The sequence below is a fragment of the Bacillus sp. S10(2024) genome (genome assembly GCF_050473865.1).
Classification (GTDB): Bacteria; Bacillota; Bacilli; order Bacillales; family Bacillaceae_G; genus Bacillus_A.
In genome coordinates this window covers 24,606-47,309 of the sequence record NZ_JBFLUR010000002.1, presented here as the reverse complement: position 1 = coordinate 47,309, position 22,704 = coordinate 24,606, and the positions used below count along the sequence as shown (strand labels likewise).

At 36.5% G+C, this 22,704-nt stretch carries 23 protein-coding genes and 1 tRNA gene; 6 read left to right on the top strand and 18 right to left on the bottom strand.

Going from position 1 to position 22,704, the window contains the following annotated elements:
• Positions 1 to 71: 71 nt before the first annotated feature.
• From AB1280_RS00300 to AB1280_RS00290, 3 genes are all read right to left on the bottom strand, one after another.
• Positions 72 to 1,349, bottom strand: a complete 1,278-nt coding sequence (locus AB1280_RS00300; RefSeq protein WP_429754525.1) for an MFS transporter — start codon at positions 1,347 to 1,349, stop codon at positions 72 to 74.
• A 190-nt stretch (positions 1,350 to 1,539) separates the two neighbouring features.
• Positions 1,540 to 2,151 carry a superoxide dismutase [Mn] gene (gene sodA, locus AB1280_RS00295; RefSeq protein ID WP_020062649.1) on the bottom strand — a complete coding sequence of 204 codons (612 nt, stop codon included), beginning with the start codon at positions 2,149 to 2,151 and terminating at the stop codon, positions 1,540 to 1,542.
• Between the two features lie 224 nt (positions 2,152 to 2,375).
• A tRNA-Ile gene (locus AB1280_RS00290) sits at positions 2,376 to 2,449 on the bottom strand.
• 230 nt (positions 2,450 to 2,679) lie between these two features.
• Between AB1280_RS00290 and AB1280_RS00285 the strand changes: the two genes are divergently transcribed.
• The 3 genes from AB1280_RS00285 (at position 2,680) to ispG (ending at position 5,208) form a co-directional block, all read left to right on the top strand.
• Positions 2,680 to 3,447 carry a DUF1189 domain-containing protein gene (locus AB1280_RS00285; protein WP_429754524.1) on the top strand — a complete coding sequence of 256 codons (768 nt, stop codon included), beginning with the start codon at positions 2,680 to 2,682 and terminating at the stop codon, positions 3,445 to 3,447.
• A gap of 65 nt (positions 3,448 to 3,512) precedes the next feature.
• Positions 3,513 to 3,854: a hypothetical protein gene (locus AB1280_RS00280; protein ID WP_429754523.1), complete on the top strand. Its 342-nt coding sequence runs from the start codon at positions 3,513 to 3,515 to the stop codon at positions 3,852 to 3,854.
• Positions 3,855 to 4,116: 262 nt separating this feature from the next.
• Positions 4,117 to 5,208 (top strand): flavodoxin-dependent (E)-4-hydroxy-3-methylbut-2-enyl-diphosphate synthase, encoded by a 1,092-nt coding sequence (ispG, locus tag AB1280_RS00275; protein WP_020062652.1) that lies wholly within the window; start codon positions 4,117 to 4,119, stop codon positions 5,206 to 5,208.
• A gap of 53 nt (positions 5,209 to 5,261) precedes the next feature.
• Here the strand turns inward: ispG and AB1280_RS00270 are convergent, their stop codons facing one another.
• The 4 genes from AB1280_RS00270 to AB1280_RS00255 all read right to left on the bottom strand — a co-directional run bounded on the left by AB1280_RS00270 (position 5,262) and on the right by AB1280_RS00255 (position 8,329).
• Positions 5,262 to 5,675: a Fur family transcriptional regulator gene (locus AB1280_RS00270; protein WP_098914927.1), complete on the bottom strand. Its 414-nt coding sequence runs from the start codon at positions 5,673 to 5,675 to the stop codon at positions 5,262 to 5,264.
• 13 nt (positions 5,676 to 5,688) lie between these two features.
• Positions 5,689 to 6,522, bottom strand: a complete 834-nt coding sequence (locus AB1280_RS00265) for a metal ABC transporter permease (RefSeq protein ID WP_429754522.1) — start codon at positions 6,520 to 6,522, stop codon at positions 5,689 to 5,691.
• Complete coding sequence (locus tag AB1280_RS00260; RefSeq protein ID WP_429754521.1) at positions 6,519 to 7,292, bottom strand: metal ABC transporter ATP-binding protein; 774 nt, start codon at positions 7,290 to 7,292, stop codon at positions 6,519 to 6,521. The genes AB1280_RS00265 and AB1280_RS00260 overlap by 4 nt, the downstream gene beginning before the upstream one ends.
• Before the next feature lie 158 nt (positions 7,293 to 7,450).
• The gene (locus tag AB1280_RS00255) at positions 7,451 to 8,329 is read right to left on the bottom strand and encodes a YitT family protein (protein WP_272186811.1); all 879 of its coding nucleotides are present in this window, start codon (positions 8,327 to 8,329) and stop codon (positions 7,451 to 7,453) included.
• A 144-nt stretch (positions 8,330 to 8,473) separates the two neighbouring features.
• Here AB1280_RS00255 and AB1280_RS00250 point away from each other — a divergent pair, with 144 nt between their 5' ends.
• Positions 8,474 to 8,728 (top strand): DUF2624 domain-containing protein, encoded by a 255-nt coding sequence (locus AB1280_RS00250; protein ID WP_429754520.1) that lies wholly within the window; start codon positions 8,474 to 8,476, stop codon positions 8,726 to 8,728.
• 368 nt (positions 8,729 to 9,096) lie between these two features.
• On the opposite strand, the gene AB1280_RS00245 is transcribed toward AB1280_RS00250, so the two are convergent.
• Both AB1280_RS00245 and AB1280_RS00240 read right to left on the bottom strand, forming a co-directional pair.
• Positions 9,097 to 9,993: a deoxyribonuclease IV gene (locus tag AB1280_RS00245; protein ID WP_429754519.1), complete on the bottom strand. Its 897-nt coding sequence runs from the start codon at positions 9,991 to 9,993 to the stop codon at positions 9,097 to 9,099.
• A gap of 98 nt (positions 9,994 to 10,091) precedes the next feature.
• Positions 10,092 to 11,402 (bottom strand): DEAD/DEAH box helicase, encoded by a 1,311-nt coding sequence (locus AB1280_RS00240; protein WP_429754518.1) that lies wholly within the window; start codon positions 11,400 to 11,402, stop codon positions 10,092 to 10,094.
• 443 nt (positions 11,403 to 11,845) lie between these two features.
• On the opposite strand from AB1280_RS00240, the gene vrrA reads away from it, so the two are divergent.
• Both vrrA and AB1280_RS00230 read left to right on the top strand, forming a co-directional pair.
• Complete coding sequence (gene vrrA / locus AB1280_RS00235) at positions 11,846 to 12,484, top strand: VrrA/YqfQ family protein (RefSeq protein ID WP_429754517.1); 639 nt, start codon at positions 11,846 to 11,848, stop codon at positions 12,482 to 12,484.
• Between the two features lie 91 nt (positions 12,485 to 12,575).
• Positions 12,576 to 13,517 (top strand): 4-hydroxy-3-methylbut-2-enyl diphosphate reductase, encoded by a 942-nt coding sequence (locus tag AB1280_RS00230; protein ID WP_272186806.1) that lies wholly within the window; start codon positions 12,576 to 12,578, stop codon positions 13,515 to 13,517.
• A gap of 100 nt (positions 13,518 to 13,617) precedes the next feature.
• On the opposite strand, the gene AB1280_RS00225 is transcribed toward AB1280_RS00230, so the two are convergent.
• The 9 genes from AB1280_RS00225 to recO form a co-directional block, all read right to left on the bottom strand.
• Positions 13,618 to 14,739, bottom strand: a complete 1,122-nt coding sequence (locus AB1280_RS00225; RefSeq protein WP_429754516.1) for a Nif3-like dinuclear metal center hexameric protein — start codon at positions 14,737 to 14,739, stop codon at positions 13,618 to 13,620.
• A complete protein-coding gene (locus AB1280_RS00220) occupies positions 14,736 to 15,443 on the bottom strand; it encodes a tRNA (adenine(22)-N(1))-methyltransferase (RefSeq protein ID WP_429754515.1) in 708 nt (235 codons plus the stop codon). Before AB1280_RS00220 ends, AB1280_RS00225 begins: the two co-directional genes overlap by 4 nt.
• Before the next feature lie 176 nt (positions 15,444 to 15,619).
• Positions 15,620 to 15,979: a cytochrome c550 gene (cccA, locus tag AB1280_RS00215; protein ID WP_272186803.1), complete on the bottom strand. Its 360-nt coding sequence runs from the start codon at positions 15,977 to 15,979 to the stop codon at positions 15,620 to 15,622.
• Between the two features lie 385 nt (positions 15,980 to 16,364).
• Complete coding sequence (rpoD, locus tag AB1280_RS00210; RefSeq protein ID WP_272186802.1) at positions 16,365 to 17,486, bottom strand: RNA polymerase sigma factor RpoD; 1,122 nt, start codon at positions 17,484 to 17,486, stop codon at positions 16,365 to 16,367.
• A gap of 59 nt (positions 17,487 to 17,545) precedes the next feature.
• Positions 17,546 to 19,342, bottom strand: coding sequence for a DNA primase (dnaG, locus tag AB1280_RS00205; protein ID WP_429754514.1), 1,797 nt, complete (start codon positions 19,340 to 19,342; stop codon positions 17,546 to 17,548).
• A gap of 38 nt (positions 19,343 to 19,380) precedes the next feature.
• Positions 19,381 to 19,839 carry a YaiI/YqxD family protein gene (locus tag AB1280_RS00200; protein WP_272186800.1) on the bottom strand — a complete coding sequence of 153 codons (459 nt, stop codon included), beginning with the start codon at positions 19,837 to 19,839 and terminating at the stop codon, positions 19,381 to 19,383.
• 523 nt (positions 19,840 to 20,362) lie between these two features.
• On the bottom strand, positions 20,363 to 21,175 hold the full coding sequence (locus tag AB1280_RS00195) for a pyruvate, water dikinase regulatory protein (protein ID WP_242222918.1): 813 nt from the start codon (positions 21,173 to 21,175) through the stop codon (positions 20,363 to 20,365).
• Between the two features lie 29 nt (positions 21,176 to 21,204).
• Entirely contained in the window at positions 21,205 to 21,837 is a 633-nt protein-coding gene (locus AB1280_RS00190; protein WP_272186997.1) for a helix-turn-helix transcriptional regulator, read from the bottom strand.
• A 105-nt stretch (positions 21,838 to 21,942) separates the two neighbouring features.
• Positions 21,943 to 22,689, bottom strand: coding sequence for a DNA repair protein RecO (recO, locus tag AB1280_RS00185; protein WP_272186799.1), 747 nt, complete (start codon positions 22,687 to 22,689; stop codon positions 21,943 to 21,945).
• Positions 22,690 to 22,704 lie beyond the last annotated feature (15 nt).

Here is a 22,704-nt window from a genome sequence, read left to right as displayed (position 1 = left end):
GGACACCTTCTTCAGGTGTCCTCGCTACTGTCATATATGTTTTACCATTTTAACATAAAATACTGCAGAAGTTAACCTTCTCCTTCTGTTGTATTTTGCGTCGTTTGTACAGCTGCAAGCCCTGCATGGCATACTTTTTCATCATCATATTTGACATTTCGAATCGCAAAATAGATAAGCAAATGTCCAGCACCTAATATTAATAATAAGATAGGCAAGCTTTTTTCTGCCGGAAATAATGAAACAGCTAGTAAAAAACTTAAAACCGAACAAATTCTTCCTCCGTTTAGCCATAGTTCACGAACAACAATATATTCTACTCGCCGCTCCTTTGCTTGTTTAGCTCTGCCTATTATATCATATGTCATTGAACCATATGGAACAAGAAGAATTGGATACGCTATGGCAATACAAGCTGCATAAATAAGTAATTTCGCATACGTGACATGAAAGACAACTAAAAATACAACTGCATATAAAATAATTCCACCGAGTAAAATGGCTTGTTTTCGCCATTCCTTTTTCAATACGCGCGCTACTATATAATAGCAAATGAAAGAAACAGCGGAATTTACAAGTCCATATTTCCCCAGTGCTAATTCACTACCGGAAGCCATATACACATATACAGAAATAACAAATATAAATGTCCCTTCTCTAAGCCCTTGAAAGAAATGAGCAAGCGTAATTCTTCCCCAGTTTTTATTATGTTTTCTCTCTTTCATTACTTCAACAATTTCGTAACGTCCTTCACATTCACGTTTTGTCAGAAAAAAACTGACAACGATTGCAATGGTAAATAAGGTTAAAGATAGGAAAAAAACGAACGTATACCCATTCCACTTTTCCATACGTGAAATGATAAACCCGGATGCAATTGGACCAATCATACCTGAAAATGAGGTAAGCAGTCCGAGAAATCCGTTAAAAAAGTCACGTGTCTCCGGCTCTGTAATTTCAAATGTTAACAAATTAAATGAGAGCCAGTAAAATCCATATCCTATCCCAAGTATGCCACCAATAAGTAAAATATACTGCGAAGCATTCGTTCCCGTCAGTAATACAACAATAAAAAAAACAGCTAATGTTGTTACACCGATGCGAAGTAAAATCGTACGATCTACTCGTTTCGCTAGTTTTCCAGCAACAAGAAAAGTTAGCGGCTGTAAAACAACGCTTGCTAAATTATAAAAGCCAATATTCATAAAATCCTTCGTTTGCTTCCATAAATAAATATTAACAAACGTATTAGACAACGAAATGGCCAACGTATATAACCCGCCAATTATGAGTAATAAAACTAAATCACGATTCACCTCAACATCGCCAACTAAATGTTTCCATTTCATATAAACTCTCCTTTACTTCATGTTCTAGTCTTCCAAAGAAGGTCACAATTATGTAAAGAAGAAAAACGGAAAGTGAAACTTTCATTAGTAAGCAGTTTTCTCACTAGCATTGAGGTAAGCCGATCCACACCCGAGAAAAAGAGCACACAAAAAAACTAGGAGAAATATCCCCTAGTTTTTACAATTATAATTATTTTGCATCTTGGTAACGTTTTTCAACCGCATTCCAATCTACAACGCTCCAGAAAGCATTGATGTAGTCAGGACGACGGTTTTGGTAATGTAAGTAGTATGCATGCTCCCAAACGTCTAATCCTAAAACTGGAGTTTTTCCTTCCATTAATGGAGTGTCTTGGTTTGGTGTGCTTGTTACTTCTAATTCACCATTGTTTACAACTAGCCATGCCCAACCAGATCCAAAACGAGTTGCGCCTGCTTTTGCAAACTCTTCTTTAAATGCATCGAAGCTACCAAATTTCGCTTCAATCGCACTTGCAAGTTCACCTACTGGTTGTCCGCCGCCATTTGGAGAAAGGATTGTCCAGAATAAAGAGTGGTTTGCATGTCCACCACCGTTATTGCGTACTGCTGTACGAATTGCTTCTGGCACTTCGTTTAAGTTTGCAACTAACTCTTCAATGCTTTTTTCTGCTAATTCCGCATGTCCTTCTAATGCAGCATTTAAGTTTGTTACATATGTGTTGTGATGTTTTGTATGATGGATGTTCATAGTTTCTTTGTCAAAATGAGGTTCTAATGCATCATACGCATAAGGTAAATTTGGTAATTCATGTTTCGCCATTGTTATATTCCTCCCATTGTATGTATTGCCGATAATGACTTGGCATACAAATCCATTTTACCCTAATTACATAAGAGTGAAAACAAATTTAGCGTATTGCCTCGCTAACATTAAAGTAGCAAATTTCCCATTTCTTTTCAAACGAAATGCTCATACATTTCGTAAAAAAAAGCTCCCTTCTACAAGGAAGCTTATCCGCCATATATCAATATGCGAAATAGATATGGACCCTGTAGGACTCGAACCTACGACCGGACGGTTATGAGCCGTCTGCTCTAACCAGCTGAGCTAAGGGTCCGCAATATATGAATAGCAACTACAGTACAGCAGTTATCAACCATACGCTCTAGCAAATTCAACTACGATGGAATGGATGATTATATGTAAAAATGTAAGATAAATTTACCATAGTAAAAAGAAATGTGTCAATTGTATTTTGACATACGACATGATATATCTTGTGATTCCTTAAAAACATACGTTACAATGAGATTGTGAATCAATATATTTAAAGAAGGAAGTGAATGCATGTCCATATTTATACAACTGTTTAAAAGCTTATACGCACCAAAAGAAATGGCTCTCTTTCGTTTTCAAAAAATCGGAAAGACAATTCTTTACATAATGTTACTCTGCCTGCTTGCTACCGTTCCAAAAACGATTTTATTTGGAAATTTCATTCAAGAGGGCATTCATTTAATCGATCGCTCTGTCGAAAAAGATGTGCCTGATTTTAAAATTGAAAATGGTGAACTTCACGCAGACATTAGCAAACCAATTGTAAAAGATGAAACAGATTTTATTTTTGTATTTGATCCAAACAGAGCAGACACAAAAGCTTATCCAAACCGCGATGGTATATTCATTTTAAAAGATAAAATGGTTTCAACGGCACAACAACAAACACAATCCTTCCCATATAGTGATTTTGGAAATACAACTATTGAAAAGAAAGATATCCAAGAATTCGTCTCATTCGTTGATAACATCTTACCAGTTGCTATATTCTTAATTGGGATCTTTATTTACTTATTCGAACTATTTATTACATTTCTTGGTGTTACGCTATTGGCATTTATCGGCTCTGCAATAAGCGGAGAACGTAAATTATCTTACAAACAAGTTTGGACATTAACTGCCTATAGTTATACAATCCCAACTATATTCTTTATGATTATGGACCTATTAAAAGTGCATGTTCCATTCTCATTATTTATATTCATTGGTGTTGTTCTCATCGTTCTTTATTTAACAATAAAAGAAGTGCCAAAACCAAAAGAAAAAAATTCACTTTAAAAAATGCCTTCAAGGCATTTTTTTTTTGGACAAGCATATATTTCTCTACAAAGGAGTGGAAAAATATGAAAAGGCTTGGCAGTGTCTTGTTACTACTTGTTCTCGGTTACGTCTTATACTATGATATGACAATTGGCACGTTACCGTTGCTTCATACATATTCCAAAACAAAAGAAACTTCAGCTAAAGTTTCAAATGATAAACAAAAAGGAAATACATCACTAACAAAATATAAAGTCATTGAAGTAAAAACAGGCGATACCGTTCTCTCTATTACAGAAGAAATTAATAAGAAAAAAATCCCTTCTATCGAAAAAATTGTTACAGACTTCAAAGACTTAAATCAAAACGATTCGCCAGCAAAATTACAAGTCGGAAAAAAATACAAATTCCCCCTCTATCCGTAATAACATCACATAATCCTTGTCAATTGCAGTAAGGCGCTGATACAATAGTAAAAGTGAAGCTATATAAATACAAATTGAAAAAACAACAGTCCTTTTTTAGTCGGGTGAGAACATCTGGCCCATGCATAGAAGCAACTCATATGTTGAAAAATCAAAATGGATTTATATAGACATTTGGCTTCACTTGACAAATACTGCATACAATATAAATGTGTTTGTCTACAAAATAAGAAACTTCTTTTATAAGGAGAGCGATCTATTCGTGAATGAAATAACTCATCGTACAAAAACACGCCCTGTTAAAGTTGGAAATTTAACAATTGGCGGTAATAATGAATTAATTATACAAAGCATGACAACAACGAAAACTCATGATGTAGAAGCAACAGTTGCTGAAATTAAGCGTTTAGAAGAGGCGGGCTGTCAAATTGTTCGTGTAGCCGTTCCCGATGAGCGCGCTGCAAATGCAATTGCAGATATTAAAAAACAAATTAATATACCTCTTGTTGCTGATATTCACTTTGACTATCGTCTAGCATTAAAAGCAATTGAAGGCGGCATTGACAAAGTTCGTATCAACCCAGGAAATATCGGTCGTCGTCATAAAGTTGAAGCAGTTGTAAATGCTGCGAAAGAACGCGGCATTCCAATCCGCATCGGTGTAAACGCTGGTTCATTAGAACGTCATATTCTAGAAAAATATGGATATCCAACCGCTGACGGTATGGTAGAAAGTGCATTGCATCACATTAAAATTTTAGAAGATCTAGATTTTCATGACATCATCGTATCGATGAAAGCCTCTGATGTGAATTTGGCGATTGAAGCGTACGAAAAAGCATCTCGTGCTTTCAATTATCCATTACACCTTGGCATTACAGAATCTGGAACTTTATTTGCTGGAACTGTAAAAAGTGCAGCTGGTCTTGGTGCAATCTTAAGCAAAGGTATCGGTAATACGTTACGTATCTCATTAAGTGCAGACCCAGTTGAAGAAGTAAAAGTAGCGCGTGAGCTATTAAAATCATTTGGACTTGCTTCTAATGCCGCTACATTGATTTCTTGTCCAACTTGCGGACGTATTGAAATTGACTTAATTAGCATTGCAAATGAAGTAGAAGAATATATTTCAAAAATTAAGGCACCGATTAAAGTTGCTGTCCTTGGTTGCGCAGTAAACGGCCCTGGTGAAGCGCGTGAAGCAGATATCGGGATTGCTGGAGCACGCGGAGAAGGTCTTCTCTTCCGCAAAGGTGAAATTGTACGTAAAGTACCAGAAGAAACCATGGTGGAAGAGTTAAAGAAAGAAATTGATAAAATCGCAGAAGAATACGCAGCAAAGCAAGAAAAATAAAATGTAAAGCTACTAATAAAAAAAGCTTGTCAGTTTGAAAACTGACAAGCTTTTTATTGTGCACATTTCGGACAGCGTCCATATATTTCAAATTTATGTCCCGTTACTTCATATCCTGTAAAGTCTTTATTCATAAATTCCATTGGACACGATGTAATTTCCTTCGTTCCTCCACAATCTAAACAGATAAAATGGTGATGATGTTCTATAGTAGAACATTTGAAGCGAAAATGTTTTTCACCATTTAGCTCTGTCTGTTCTAAAATACCGATTTCTACAAACAGAGTTAAGTTGCGATAAATGGTATCAAAACTAAGTCCCGGATAATCACCTTTCATATTAGCTAAAACATCTCTTGCCGTTAAATATTTATTATGATTGGCAAACAAACGCAACATGTCTTCCCTTTTTCCAGTATGTTTATAACCCTTCTCTTTCATAAGGTGTAAAGCTTCTGTAAGATTCATAGTTATCCCTACTTTACGCAGTTTTTTTCTTCTTCCATAAGATTGCACCGATTAAAATAAGAACTGATAATACAACAATTGTACCACCTGGAGCAAGGTCAAGTTGATAAGAAGCTAACATGCCTCCGACTACTGCAATCTCACCAAACACAATGGAGAAAACGATTGTTTGTTTAAAACCTTTCGCAATTCGAATACTTGCTGCAACTGGTAATGTCATTAACGATGAAACGAGAAGAATACCAACAACACGCATTGAAATCGCAATAACGAGTGCAACTAAAATAATAAAAATAAAGTGAATCCATTTTGCGCGTAAACCTGTCGCTACAGCGTATTCTTCATCAAAAGATAATAAAAACAGTTCTTTATATAATAATATAATGACAGCCACTACAATCACAGCAACGAATCCAATAATAAGCAAATCACTACTTGTAACTGCACTTACACTACCAAATAAATAACTAAATAAATCTGTATTAAACCCATTAGCAAGAGAAATGAAAATTACACCAATCCCAATACCCGCTGACATAATAATAGGAATTGCTAGTTCTTGAAAATGTTTATATACCGTTCTTAATTTTTCAATCAGCAGAGCGCCACCAATAGAAAATATCATCCCCATATATAGTGGATTTAAAAAACCGCCCGTAAATACGGTTTTTTCTAATAATAAACTGGCTGCAATACCTGATAGCGTAACGTGACTTAATGCATCCGCAATCAACGATAAACGACGAATGACAACAAAAACACCAAGCATCGGGGCAACAAGTCCAATTAAAATTCCAGCATATAAAGAATTGCGTAAAAAGTCATATTGCAAAAAATCCTGTATCATCGTATCCCCCCGTGATGCTCGTGATCATGCTCTAAACGATGAACATGATAACCATATAATAATGACATTTCAGCATCTTCTAACTTTTGGAACGCATCGACATTTCCGTGGAAATGAAGACGCTTATTTAAACAAGCAACATGTGTAACTTTCTCAGTCACAGCTCCCATATCATGAGTGACAAGAATAAGTGTAATCTCTAAACGCTTATTTAAATGTTCTAGCATTTCATAAAAACTTTCTACATTCTTTACATCTATACCGACAGTAGGCTCATCCAAAATTAATAACTCTGGATCACTTACAAGCGCACGTGCAATAAAAACACGTTGTTGTTGCCCACCAGAAAGCTCACCAATATTCCGGTTCATAAACTCACTCATTCCAACATCAGCAATCGCTTTTGTCACTTTCGCTTTATCCATCTTTGTTAAAAACCGAAACAAGCCTTTCTTAGAAACGAGTCCCATCGAAACAACTTCAAATACAGTGGCTGGGAATCCAGAGTTGAAACTATTTGCCTTTTGGGAGACATAGCCAATTTTATTCCAATCTTTAAATTTTTTACTATCCATACCAAACAACCGAATCGTTCCTTGTTTCGGTTTTAAAATCCCTAATATACATTTCAATAATGTAGATTTTCCTGATCCATTCGGTCCTACTAAACCTAAAAAAGCTCCTTTAGGAACTTGCAAGTGAATGTCCTCTAACACATTTCGCTCTTCATAACGAAAGGTTAAATTCTCGATTTCTAATATATAATTCATCATACCTCACCTATTTTAATTCAGAATGATTCCGATTTATTTCTGTTTAAATTATATTATAGCTCATTACGAGTTGTAAACCAATCTGCCCTAAAATATACCTTTCATTTTAGATAACTTATCTAGTATAGCAAAAAGCAGAGAAAATCTCTCCGCTTTTAGTGAATTGCTGATTTAAATTTTGCACCTTTTGTTTCCTGTGTATTCATAATGGTAATAAAAGCATTTTCGTCTACTTCATGAACAATCGATTTTAGCTTCGTTACCTCTAAACGAGTAATAACTGCATAAATCACTTCTTTTTCTTTATCCGTATAGCCACCTTTTCCAATTAATTTCGTTGTTCCGCGGCCAAGTCGATGTAAAATTGCGTTTGACACCTCTTCATAATGGTCCGAAACAATAATTACTGCTTTTGTTTCATCTAAACCTTGGATAACCGTATCAATCGTTTTAAAGGCAATATAGTATGTCATGACAGAATACATTGCTTGTTCTACGCCAAATACAACTGCCGCCCAAGCAAAAACGAAAATATTCATAAACATAACAAATTCACCGACAGAAAACGGTAATTTCTTTGTTAGTAAAATACCTAGAATTTCCGCGCCATCCAATGAACCACCATGTCTAATCACAAGCCCAACACCAATACCTAAAATTAAACCTCCAAAGACGGTCGCTAAAATTGGCTCTGTCGTAAAAGGCTGAAGGGAATGTAATGTTGATTCAATCAAAGCTAAACATATAACTGCAAAAACAGAAGATAACATAAATGTTTTTCCGATTTGCTTATAACCTGAGTACATAAACGGTAAATTGAGGATCACAACTAAAGTGGAAAAGCTTAGCCACCAAATATTTGGTGTAAGGAAATCTAATATGAGGGAAACACCGATAATACCACCATCAATAATTTTGTTTGGAATTAAAAATAGCTCAAGTGCAACTGCTGCACAGCCAGCACCTATGACAATCATAACAAGACGATACACAAGATGAATTATACTTTCTTTTTTATGCTGTTGTTTTGCCATACTACCTCCTCAAGTATCTATATATTTTTCCCTTTATTATAACATACCCTCCCTTTTTTAATGAGAAAACTGCCTGCTTTGGAATATACACAAGCATATTTTACATATATTCGGATATGAGGACAAAATAAAGGAGGGAGCAACATGAACCTCATTCAACAGTTTGTAAATAAAAAATTAAACAATATGACTTCTAAGGAATTATTAAAATATAGTGCAGAATACGGGGTGTCCATTACAAACGAACAAGCAGACAAAATTGTCACATTAATTCAAGGAAAACAAATTAATATTTATGATGACCAAGAAAGATTACAACTTTTAAAACAAATTGCAATGGTCACTTCTCCCGCTACCGCACAACAAATTAATACTCTATTTCAAAAACTAATAAAGTGAAACTTTAATCAGTGGTTTTTTTTTCATCCCCCACTGATTATTAGTTGAACCAATCGGGCTTTTACGAGCAGTTTATCTCCCACCTAAAGCTTCTTTGCTTCCGCTGAATTTTGAGGCGGGAATATTACTGCCCGTTAATGCGGGATAAAGTGAAACTTCTATCAGATCCTCCACCCATCTTCTTTAGAAAAGTGAAAGTGGCTCTCTCAGAATGGGAGGGCTCCTGACATGGAGGTACTTTTTACCTCGCAGGAAGGCCAACCATTCTAGCCACTGGAACTGGACAACGATTCTCTCTTAATCTTAAAGCAGAGGATGACTTCCCAAGAATAACGGGATAAAATAAAAAAAGGGGATGCTCCCCTTTTTTATTGTCCTTTAATTTTCTGAAGAACCTCTTCATCAAACACACCATTTTTCAACATTTCAATTTCAAATTTATACGGCGGCTTTTTATCGTTTTTATCCTCACCTACATATGGTGTTTCAAGAATTTTTGGTACATGCTGTAATTGGGGATGATGTACAATGTGATGTAACGTTTTATAACCAATATGACCGAAACCGATATTTTCATGACGGTCTTTTCTAGCGCCGCGGTCATTCTTGCTATCATTAATGTGCAATACTTGCAAACGATCAATACCTATAATTTTATCAAACTCGTTTAAAACGCCATCAAAATCATTAACGATATCATAGCCAGCATCATGCGTATGACATGTATCGAAGCAAACTGATAATTTCTCGTTATGTGTTACACCATCAATAATTCTCGCAAGCTCGTCAAAGCTTCGTCCACACTCTGTTCCTTTTCCAGCCATTGTTTCTAGCGCAATGTTCACTGTTTGATCGGTTGTTAATGCTTCATTTAATCCTTCAATAATTTTTTGGATTCCTGCATCCGTTCCTGCTCCAACATGAGCTCCTGGATGGAGTACAATTTGCTTTGCAACGCCTAATGCTGATGTTCTTTCAATTTCCATGCGGAGAAAATCAACACCTAGTTGGAATGTTTCAGGTTTCGTTGTATTACCGATGTTAATGATATACGGTGCATGAACAATGATTTCTTCAATTCCGTGCAATTCCATATGTTTACGGCCAGCTTCTATATTTAACTCTTCAATCGGTTTTCTTCGCGTATTTTGCGGTGCCCCTGTATATATCATAAACGTTGTTGCACCGTATGAAACAGCTTCTTCACTTGCTGCTAATAACATTTTCTTTCCGCTCATCGAAACGTGAGATCCAATTTTCAACATGTAATCACCTCTTATAAATGCAATAGCTATAATGATAGCATAATTTGTAGAAATCTGACACTGTTAACTTTCTCGCAAAAAAAAGATAAGGAAGTCCCTTATCTTTTCTTTTTGTTATATTTCTTCTTAATTTTTTCGCGTTCCCATTCAAGCTTTTTCTTATAATTCGGCTTTACTTTTTTGGGTTTTTTCACAACTTTTTGCGCCATAGAATCCAATGCATCATTTGGTTTCTTACGGCTTTGACGGCGGCGACGAGGTCCCAATTCAACCCATTCCCCTGCACGCAAGTCCACATGCTTGAATTCAATATGACGTTGCTTTTCTAATGTATCTAATGCTTCTTCATTCGCTTGGTCATAAATGGTTGCTGCAATACCAGAATATCCAGCACGCGCTGTTCGACCCACACGGTGAATAAAGAAATCTAAATCAGAAGGAATTTCGTAGTTAATAACATGGCTAATCCCTTCAATATCAATACCACGTGCAGCTAAATCTGTCGCTACAATATATTGAAATTCTAAATCACGGATTTGTTTCATCATTTTCTTACGATCACGTGGTGATAAATCACCGTGAATACGACCAACTTTCAAGCCACGCTCCGTTAAACCATCAGCTACTTCATCAGCCATTTTCTTTGTATTCGTAAAAACGATTGCTAAATACGGCTGATATTGCAGTAACAGATTTTTTACAAGTTCTACTTTATTACGGTGCCTTGACGGAATAAGGTGATGTTCCAGATTAATCGCTGCTATTTGCTTTGGATTAATATGAATATGCTCCGGATTTTCCATATATTTCTTCATAAATGGTTTTAACTTTTGCGGAATTGTCGCTGAGAAAACGAGCATTTGTAAATTTTTAGGCATACGTGCTGCAATTTTATCCACATCATGAATAAAGCCCATATCAAGCATTAAATCTGCTTCATCGACAACAATCGCAGAAGCCGTATGTACAAATAATGCTTGCTCTTCCACTAAATCTTTAATACGTCCTGGTGTTCCCACCACAACATGTGGTTGTTTCTTCAACTTTTCAATTGAACGTTGTTTATCTGTTCCACCGATAAAACAACGGGCTGTAATCATTTTGTCTTCTTCACAAAACTTTGTTAACTTTACGATTTCTTCATAAATTTGCTGCGCTAACTCACGAGTCGGAGCTGTAATTACAAGTTGTACTTCTTCTCTAGTTGCATCAATACGATTTAATGTTGGAAGTAAATACGCATGCGTTTTTCCAGATCCTGTTTGTGATTGTCCGATAATACTAACTCCCTTTTTCACAACTGGAAAAATCTTTTGTTGAATTTCTGTTGGTTCTGAAAAACGTAATTCACGAATTGCATCTATTAAAAACGGTTGAAAATCATATTGTGTAAATGTTTGCAATGTCATACATTCCACCTTCTTTCTTATTTCTACTGCGTTCATTAATCAGTCAAGTTACCATTATATCGAAATCTATCCGTAAAATCTATCTTTATATATATTCATTTTCATTTTCCAACATCTTTGTCTAGCTCTGCCTCCTAGACCCTCATGTCTAAGAACCTTCCACACAAGAAGGTAAAAAAACACCTTCTGTGTGAAAGAACCTTAGCCAACAGACCTAAACAGTCGGCTCCGCTTTTCTTTATAAGTCGCTGCTATGCAAAATACACCATGACCGCTTCTATGCATGGCCAGATGCTCTCGCCCGCCTAAAAAAAGAGGGTTTTTTATGTTGTTTTTCAATTTGTTTATCTATAGTTTAGCATTTCAACGGAAAAACTAACCTTCTTTCTCTCCACTGCATATTGTAGTGTATATTACCTAATTGAAGAAAGGAGGATTTCCTAATGTACATGAAATCTCCTCCCTATCAACAAATGTACACTCAGTCTCCATATCCTCATACAATGTATCCGACGCAAGGCATGCAACCGATGATGCCTAGAAAAAAAGGACTTCTTGCAAAATTGTTTCAAAAACGCAATCCCGCTGCAGATTATATGTATATGATGCCCCCTTATAGACAATTAGAAACATACCCAAATACACCATACCAGCAGAATCAACCATATATGCACCGCCCAAATCAGCAACAACAAATGATGCAGCCTCAGATGATGGCAGAAGATGAAACACGAGGAGGAAGCGCATCTAGTGGAATTGGCGGATTTTTCACAAACTTTATTTCAAATCCCACTGGAATGATAAGTAACGTTGAAAAAGTTGTCCAAATGGCCCAGTCCTTTGGACCAGTCGTGCAGCAATATGGTCCAATTGTTCGCAACATTCCTAGCATCATGAAAATACTTTCACCTGAAAAAAGCACTGAAGAAAAACAAACAGAAGTAGTCGAAGCCCCCCCTTCCACTCCATCTCAAGAAATACCTATTACAGGAAAACCACCCGCTCCTAACATTATAATTGAAGATGAGGCAGCAGTAGAAAACGTACACTCTACCACTCCTAAACCAAAGCTATACGTGTAACATTTCTTTGTCATCTGCTTTCTTCTCCTTTATAATGAAAAGGATTAGCTTTATAAAAACAAATCCTTTTTTAAAGGAGCGGATTAATTACATGAAAATCGTTAAAATTTCTCCTCGCGGCTATTGCTACGGCGTTGTAGACGCGATGGTTATTGCGCGCAATGCAGCGCTCGATAAAACATTACCACGGCCAATTTATATTTTAGGCATGATTGTCCACAACAAACACGTAACAGATGCATTTGAAGAAGATGGCATCATTACGCTTGATGGCCCAAGCCGCTTAGATATTTTGGAACAAATTGAGTCTGGAACTGTTATTTTCACAGCTCACGGTGTATCTCCAGAAGTAAAACAACGCGCCAAGGAAAAGGGCTTAACTACAATTGACGCAACATGCCCTGACGTTACAAAAACACACGACTTAATTGAAGCAAAAAAAGAAGAAGGCTACCATATTATTTATATCGGTAAAAAAGGACATCCTGAGCCTGAAGGTGCAGTCGGGATTGCTCCGGATATTGTCCATCTTATCGAGAAAGATGCAGATCTTGAAGCACTTACCATTCCAACAGATAAGATTTTAGTTACAAACCAAACAACGATGAGTCAATGGGATGTTCAACATATTATGGAGAAAATTCAAGAAAAGTTTCCAACAGCAGAGTTCCATAAAGAAATTTGTCTTGCTACGCAAGTGCGCCAAGAAGCCGTTGCAAAACAAGCAAATGTTGCTGATTTAACAATTGTCGTTGGTGACCCAAAAAGTAATAACTCTAACCGCCTTGCACAAGTATCTGAAGAAATTGCTAGTACAAAAGCATACCGCGTTGCCGATGTAAGTGAAATTCAATTAGAATGGCTACAAGGCGTAGAAACAGTCGCTATTACAGCGGGTGCTTCTACACCAACGCCTATTACAAAAGAAGTAATTGCATTCTTTGAACAGTACGATCCAACAAATCCTGCAACGTGGGAGCGTAAGAGAAACGTACCATTACAAAAAATCTTACCAAAAGTTAAAGCAAAATAAAGTAAAACTTTCATCATTGAAGGTTTTATTGCCTGCAAATAACAAGCTGATATAAGCAAATCCGTTATCTCATAAGATAACGGATTTTACTTTTTTCATTCTATACAAATGTAAACGGATCTGTATGTAATTCGGAAGCATGAATACGCGCAGTAAATTTTTTCTCATCCACTTTTTCTTGTAATTGTTTTTGCACACCTTTTTTCATTACTTTTTCCACGTTATGCCCTGGGTCTACGATATTTAATCCGAGCATCATCGCATCATGCGCAACGTGATAATACATATCTCCCGTTACATATACGTCTGCCCCTTTAAACTTCGCTTGCTTTATATACTTATTTCCGTCTCCGCCAAGTACTGCTATTTTCTTCACTGTTTGCTGTAAGTTACCAACAACACGAGCTCCCTTTACCTCAAGGGATTGTTTCACATGTTCCGCAAATTGTTCTAATGTCATTTCTTGTGGCAAGTATCCAATTTTCCCAAGCCCCAACGTTTCACCTTTGTTTTCTAACGGATAAATATCGTATGCTACTTCTTCATACGGGTGCGCGCCAAGCATTGCCTTCATGATTTTACGTTGCAACGACGCCGGAATAATCGTTTCAATCCGAACTTCTTCTACCTGCTCTAAACGCCCAGCCTCTCCGATATACGGATTTGTGCCTTCTTGTGGCAAAAATGTACCCTTGCCTTCACTATTAAACGTACAATGACTATAATTCCCGATATACCCTGCTCCTGCATCACCGATTGCTTGACGTACTGTTTCTGCATGCGAAGAAGGAACAAATACAACTAGCTTTTTCATTTCTTCCGTATAAGTAGAAACAAGCACCTCTGTTTCCTGCAATCCTAATGCATCTGCTAACAAATCGTTCACACCACCTTTTGCGATATCAACATTTGTATGAGCAGCATAAACTGCAATATCGTTTTTTATACACATTTCAATAATACGCCCGTACGCTTGCTCTGTATGTATCGCTTTAAGCGGATTAAAAATAAGCGGATGATGAGCAATAATTAAATTTACCCCTTTTTCAATTGCTTCTTGTACAACTTCTTCTGTTACATCAAGCGCAATTAACACATTCTCTACTGGTTTATTTAATGCACCAATCTGCAATCCAACTTTATCGCCTTCGACTGCTAAATGTTTCGGGTACATACTTTCAAACAAAGAAATGATTTCGTATCCATTAGGTATTTTACTCACGATAAAATCTCCTCAATCATACGGATTTTCTCTAACACTTCTGCACGCTTCGCTTTTGCCTCTTCTGTTTCTGTTGCACGTTCTAATTGCTTACAAATATTTTCAAAGTTTTTTCGTTCACTTTCCCATTTTTCTACAAACACTTCATTTTTCTCCTTCATTAAAAATGGTCCCATGAATAAAGCTTCTTCTTTTTTCTCCTTGTAGGGTGCTAGAACATCGCCCAGTTCTCCTACTAAAATTTCGTATATCTTTCCGTCTTCTTTTACAATTTTTTCTTTTATTAATTCCCAACCATTCTCAATAAACCATTCACGAATATGATGTGCAGCAATGTTTGGCTGTAGAATCAAACGAGTTACACCCTTCAGCTTCTCTTTTCCATTTTCTAAAATATCACGAATTAACGCACCACCCATACCTGCAATTGTAATTACATCTACTTCGCCTGGCGTAATGACTTCTAAACCATTTCCTTTACGTACGCTCACTTTATCTTGCAATCCACATTCTGCTACTGTAGCTTGCGCAGAACGAAATGGACCTTCTACAACTTCTCCTGCTACTGCCTGCACGGCAATATGATGTAAAATTGTATAGCAAGGTAAATAAGCATGATCCGAACCAATATCTGCAATAGTGGAACCTGCTGGAATTTCAAGTGCCACTTCTTCTAATCGTTTTGAAAGCTTTACTTCATTCATTTATTTCAATTACTCCTTCTCTTTCAGTCTGTCTCCATGATAAAGAATTTATAGTTGTAATTGCAAGTAGATAAATCATTTTACTCCGCTTATAAACCATTTATTTTTAAATTCAATGGTTAAGCAAATAAAAAAGCTCTTTACTTAGGCGTAAAGAGCTACTATGTAATCCACTATTATTTTTTCTTTGATAACCAATCCGCTACTTTAGATGCTTGATCCGCTGGAATAATACCTGGTGGCATATTTCCTTTTCCTTTTACAATCACTTCTTGAATTTGATCTTTCGAAAGCTTACCGCCAACTTTTTGTAAATTAGGACCAACTGCTCCCTGCAATTGATCGCCATGACAACTTGTACAACTCTGTTTTACAATCTCTTCTGGCTTTGCTGCTGTTTGTGTCGTTTTTCCCCCGTTTTTCTTCGCATCAGCTAGTTCCTTTGATTTATGCATGCCTTGAAATGAAAATACAAACATAATAATTATTCCCAATACAGCAATAAGAGCAAATGGAATTAACGGATTACGCTTCATTTTTCCCTTCTCCCCCTCTACATCCCCTAATAGTTTGATGATTCAGTCATTTCTATTGTACTTGAAAACACTCTACCAGAAAAGACCAAACTACAATAAATCAAAAACATTCCATATATTCAATTAATTGCCTCGCTACAAATTCACGTAATTTTTTGCTAAATATCCACTTTTCTCATCATAAACAGTTACATTCTCCATATTTTTTTGGTAAGAATACACGAAATTAATCGAAAAATCGAAAAATGACTATTTGCAAATCAAAAGACAATTCTGTAAAATAAATTACAAGAATTGTAATTGCTACTGATAAATAAATCTTAACAAAAATTAACAAAAGAAAAAAGTTTACTTCACATTAATGAAGTAAACTTTACACAAAGCTCTATTCTAAGAAATCTTTCAAACGTTTGCTACGGCTTGGGTGTCTTAATTTACGAAGCGCTTTTGCTTCAATTTGACGAATACGCTCTCTCGTAACGCCGAATACTTTCCCAACTTCTTCAAGCGTACGAGTTCGTCCATCGTCTAAACCAAAACGAAGACGAAGAACATTTTCTTCACGATCTGTTAATGTATCTAGTACATCTTCTAATTGTTCTTTTAATAATTCATATGCTGCATGATCTGCAGGAGATGTTGCTTCTTGGTCTTCAATAAAATCGCCTAAATGAGAGTCATCCTCTTCACCAATTGGCGTTTCAAGAGATACAGGCTCTTGTGCAATCTTTAAGATTTCGCGTACTTTTTCAGGAGCAAGATCCATTTCTTCACCAATTTCTTCTGGAGATGGCTCACGACCTAAATCTTGTAATAATTGACGTTGAACACGAATTAATTTATTAATTGTTTCAACCATATGAACTGGTATACGAATTGTTCTTGCTTGGTCCGCAATTGCACGTGTAATGGCTTGACGAATCCACCACGTTGCATACGTACTAAATTTATACCCTTTGCGGTAATCAAACTTTTCAACTGCTTTAATTAGACCCATATTTCCTTCTTGAATTAAGTCTAAGAAAAGCATACCGCGGCCAACATAACGTTTTGCAATACTTACAACTAGACGTAAGTTTGCTTCTGCAAGGCGGCGTTTCGCTTCTTCATCGCCTTCTTCAATACGTTTTGCAAGAGCAATTTCTTCTTCAGCAGATAGTAAGTCAACACGACCGATTTCTTTTAAGTACATACGAACAGGATCATTAATTTTCACACCTGGCGGTACACTTAAATCATTTAAGTCAAACTCTTCTTCAGCTTTGGCTAATTGACGAGTGTTTGGATCTTCATCGCTGTCGCCAACTAGATCGATTCCTTGTTCACCTAAATATTCATAATATTCATCCATTTGGTCGGATTCAATATCAAATCCGCTCATGCGTTCCGCAATCTCTTCATATGTAAGAACGCCACGTTTTTTTCCGAGCTCTGTGAGTTGCTCTTTCACTTGCTCAAGTGTTACATCAGTTTCAATTTGTTTAGAACGAGCTGGTTTATCAGCCATTTGTTCCCCTCCTTACGCGAGATACAAACAATGATTATAGTAAGTTTTTATACAAAAAGCTATTTTCTTGCTTTTCGTTTTTGCAAATATTCTTGGAAAAATCGTGCTGCTGCTAAATGATCTTCTTTTTCCATTTGCTTCAGCATAAAGATATTTTCCATTTTCTTTAACTTTTGCTTCTGCCGACGCAGCGCGTCTACATTGCCATGAAGCAATTCTTCTGAGAACTCAGGATTAATCATTTGATCTGTTGAAATATTAGTTACAATATTTTTCAGCTTTTCATCAGAAAGCCAACTTAGAAAGTTTGCGACTGACGGTTCATTTCCCTTTTCATAATATGCGTATAGCTCATATAAAATCCCTTTATGTTCTTCAGTATGAAAATCTTCTATATGAGGTTCGATACGAAAAGCGATATCTTCACTCTGCAACATGTGATAAATAAGCTCTCTTTCCGCTCTTTCAAAACCAGAAAATTTCGGTTTCACATGAACAATTTGAGAAGGCTGTGCAATTGGCTTTGTCTGTTTTTGCTGTACCTTTTGTTCTTTGCGATATTGGTGCAATTGCCCCAGCAGTGTTTCCATTGAGTAAGCAAATTCCTGTGACAATGCCTTCAAATACGATTCCGCTTGCATTGCATCTTGCAATGACGCTAACTCTTTTAAAACACTTTTCACATAAGCTTCTTTTCCAGACTCATCTTGCAAATTTTTCCCTAAACGAAGATAATTTATTTTAAATCCAACAAAACTTATACTCGCTTGTACAAGTTTTTGAAACGCTGTTGTACCATAACGCTGTACATACTCGTCAGGGTCTAATTTATTTGGCATAGAGACAACTTTCACTTCGCAACCGGTTTGCAATAACAATTGTCCTGCTTTCATTGTTGCTTCTTGTCCTGCTTTATCACCATCATAGCAAAGAACAACAGTTTCAACATTGCGCCGCAAAAGCTTTGCCTGTTCCTCAGTTAAAGCCGTTCCCATCGTAGCAACAGATTCTTCAATCCCACTTTTCACAGCAGCTAAAACATCCGCATATCCTTCAAAGAGAAGAACTTGTCCTCGTTTTCTAATAAATGACCTTGCTTGATGAAAGTTATATAGCAACTTGCTTTTATGAAAAATAGGTGTCTCCGGACTATTTAAATACTTAGGAGTATCATCACCTAATGCCCGTCCACTAAAAGCTGCTACTTTTCCTTGCAGTGTATGAATTGGAAACATAACTCGTCCGCGAAAACGATCATGATAACTACCATCCTTCTCACTGCGAACAAGTAACCCGGCTCGTTCCATAACAGCAAATGAAAAACCTCGTTTTTGTAAGATTTTTGCCGCTGCATCCCAAGCAGGGGTGGCATATCCAATCTCAAACTTTGCAATCATTTCTTTTGTAATACCTCGCTCTAATAAATACGCAAGCGGCTGTTTTCCTTCTTCTGTATTTACTAAGAGATGATGATAATACTTTTTCAAAAGCTCATGGGCTTGCAACATAATCGTGCTATCATCAGATATATTTTGTGTTTGCTCTAGTTCTGATGTAAAGTTAGCAACAGGAATACCATTTCGCTCACCTAATTTTTGCACAGCTTCCACAAAAGCCAGTCCATCTATTTTCATTAAGAAGGAAAAAACATTTCCCCCTTCTCCACATCCGAAGCAATGAAAAATTTGCTTATCAGCGGAAACAGAAAACGATGGTGAGTTTTCGCCATGGAAAGGACAGAGTCCAAAATAATTTCGACCTTGTTTTTTAAGCTGTACATATTCACCAATCACTTCAACAATATCAGATGATGTTCGAATTTGTTCTACAACTTCTTCGGGAATTCTGTTCCCCATAACTCCATCTCCGTGTCGTATTTTGTATTCGATACAAATTAAAGGATTCCTTTATAATTCGACAATATTTTTTCTAAATTTGCCAAAAAATATTGTCGATCATGTTTAGAAAACGCTTTTGGCCCTTTCGTAAAGGTTCCTTGTCTGCGTAACTTCGCAGATACGTATCGACTATATAAAATTGTATCCATATGCTCATCGGTCACAATTGTGCCACGCGGAGATAATACATATACTCCTTTTTTGACAAGAAGACCAGCAAGTCCCATATCCTGTGTGATAACGAGATTTCCTGCTTTTGCACGCTGATAGATATAAAAATCTACCTCGTCTTGCGCAGAATCTACATATACCCAATTCCCCTTCTGACTTCTTGACTGATGGGCGTAGGATGCGATAAACCAAATATCGACATGAAATTTTGCACCGACGTGCATAATTTCTTCCTTCACTGGACATGCATCTGCATCAACATAAATTCGAGTGATGTTTTGCATATTTCTCTATTCTACATCCCTTCTGTGAATCCTTCCACATTGTGCGTTTTCTTGTTCAGATTTTTGTCGATTTTACGTAAAAGCATGTCCTTTACAAAACCTATCACTAGTTTATTCTGAAAAATTGAAGTCTAAACGTAAAATGAATGTTTTTATCACAATTTTTTATTATAATACATTTTTCTAAACTTAGCTACATGTCCTTTTAATTTTTATCCCGCTATTCGCGGGCAGTAATAATCCACCTCAAAATTCAGCGAAAACACTGTCCAGCTCTAGCGGCTAGAATTTCCGGTCGTTTCGCCCCCTCAGACGAGGCAAAAAGCGCCTCTCTGTCGGGTGCGTGGGCGCCCTACAATTCTGAGCGAGCCGCTTCTGCTTTTCTTAAGAAGTTAGGTGGTAGATAAACTGCCCGTAAAGGTCCGATTGGTGAGGCCTAATAATTAGTGGGGGATGCCCCCCACTGATTAAAGTTTCACTTTATAGTGGAGTGAAAAAAGCACATTCACCTTTGGTAAATGTGCTAAAACATTTTTTGGTTTTGCACTGCATTCACAATAATATTTGCTGTTTCTTCAATTGCCTTATTCGATACATCAATAACCGGGCAACCTATTTTACTTACAACCCGTTCAAAGTGTTTAATCTCTTCTTTAATACGTTCAATGTTTGCATAATTTGCTCCATCACTTAATCCAAGAGATTTTAAACGTTCTTTGCGAATATGATTTAATTTATCAGGCGTTATTTTTAACCCAAAACATTTTTCTTTCGGTACATGATATAATTCTTCTGGCGGATCCACTTCCGGTACGAGTGGAACGTTAGCAACCTTTAATCGCTTATTATGTGCTAAATATTGCGAAAGCGGTGTTTTCGATGTACGAGAAATTCCAATTAATACAATATCTGCTTTTAAAAGACCTCGTGAATCTCTACCATCGTCGTACTTTACAGCAAATTCAATTGCCTCAATTTTTTTGAAATACTCTTCATCCAGCTTTCGTACAACCCCTGGCTCATATCTTGGAGTTTGTTTTGTTATACCTTCAATTTGATCGATAAGAGGCCCGATAATATCATAAACTTCTACGCCTTCTTTTGCCGCTTCTTCTCGTAAATATTTTCTCATATCAGGCTTTACTAATGTAAAACAAATAAGAGCATTATTACTTTTGGCAATAGAAATAACTTCTTTTAACGTCCCTGTATCTTCTACATACGGCACACGTCTAATATCCGGCGCAAATGGAAATTGTCCCATAGCCGCCCGAACAACTAAATCAGCTGTTTCTCCAACCGAATCAGACACGACATATACGATTTTACTATTCATTGTATTACCTCACTTTAAACGAATTGCCTTTACTCATGATTCACAAAATCAACGAATGCACGCGTAATATTGGTTTTTGTAATTCGACCAACAACTTCTAATCCCTGTTTTGTATCTTTTACAACCGGAACAGAATCAATTTGCTTTTCTATTAAATCCATTGCAACATCATACAAGCTATCTTCCTTACGACACATCGTAACATTTGGCATTCTTGTCATAATAATATTTACCGGTAATGACGCTAAATCCTGCTTTCCTAAGCTTGCTCTTAACAAATCTTTTCGAGAAACAACACCGACTAACAATGTATTTTGATCAACGATAAATAAAGTACCGACATCTTCTAAAAACATTGTACAAATCGCATCATATACCGAAACATTTTTATCAACCACAACTGGCCTAGATTGATAATCTTGTACGACAATCTTTTTAACTGCTTCTGAAAGCAGTTGTCCACCTGTTTTTCCAGTGTAAAAATACCCAACACGAGGACGCGCTTCTAAATAGCCAGCCATCGTTAAAATAGCCAAGTCTGGTCTAAGCGTTGCTCTCGTTAAATTTAATTGCTCAGCAATCGCTTCTCCTGTAATTGGACCGTTGTCTTTTACAATCTGAATGATATGTTCTTGGCGCTTATTCAGTTCTATGATAATCACCACCTTCATTACAAAACGAAAAAAGTTATACTATCTCTTAAATATTATATACTAAATATATCATTCGAAAAAGAAAGTATGTAAAAAGGACCCGAATATGGTCCTTTATATTTGAAATTTATCAAGTTGATCTAAAAAACGTCTTGATTTCAAATATATCCCACAGTATTCATCATAATACATATTCAATACTGTGCGCATTTGTTTTTTTGTTTCTGCTTTCACAGAGACATTTCCCAGACGAGCTAAATCGAAATGATAAAATAATCTAAGCAGCTTGTGAATAGCTTCGCTAATTGAAATACGGTACGGATCTTGCTCAGCGTGATGTTTACACAGAAAGCCGCCTTCCCTAACAGAGAAGGCGACAAAGTCTGTTGACTGGTGACAAATTGCGCATGTATCAAAGTATGGGTTAAGCCCTAGAACTGGCAGCATCTTCGTTTGATAGATTAATGCTAAAATTTCCGGGTCAACCCCTTCGCCCATATAATGCAACGTTTGATATAACATTTCGAATAAATACGGATTATGTTTTTTCTCTTCTGTCGCTTTATCAGTCAACTCAACAATAAATGACGCATAAGCAGTTAAAAATAAATCTTCACGAATTTCTCTCATAGAAGAAATAATCTCACCTTGCTGCAATGTTCCTAAACCAGAACCCATTTGAATAAGAAAATGGCCATGAGTTAATAATTGAGAAACGGATGACAATCTACTTTTAGGCTTTTTAGCACCTCTTGCCATCGCACTAACTTTCCCTAATTCACGAGAAAATATAGTTACAATTTTGTTTGTTTCTCCATAATCAATCGTTCGAATGACTATTCCCTCAATTTTTTGAAACATGTTCGTCACCATCCA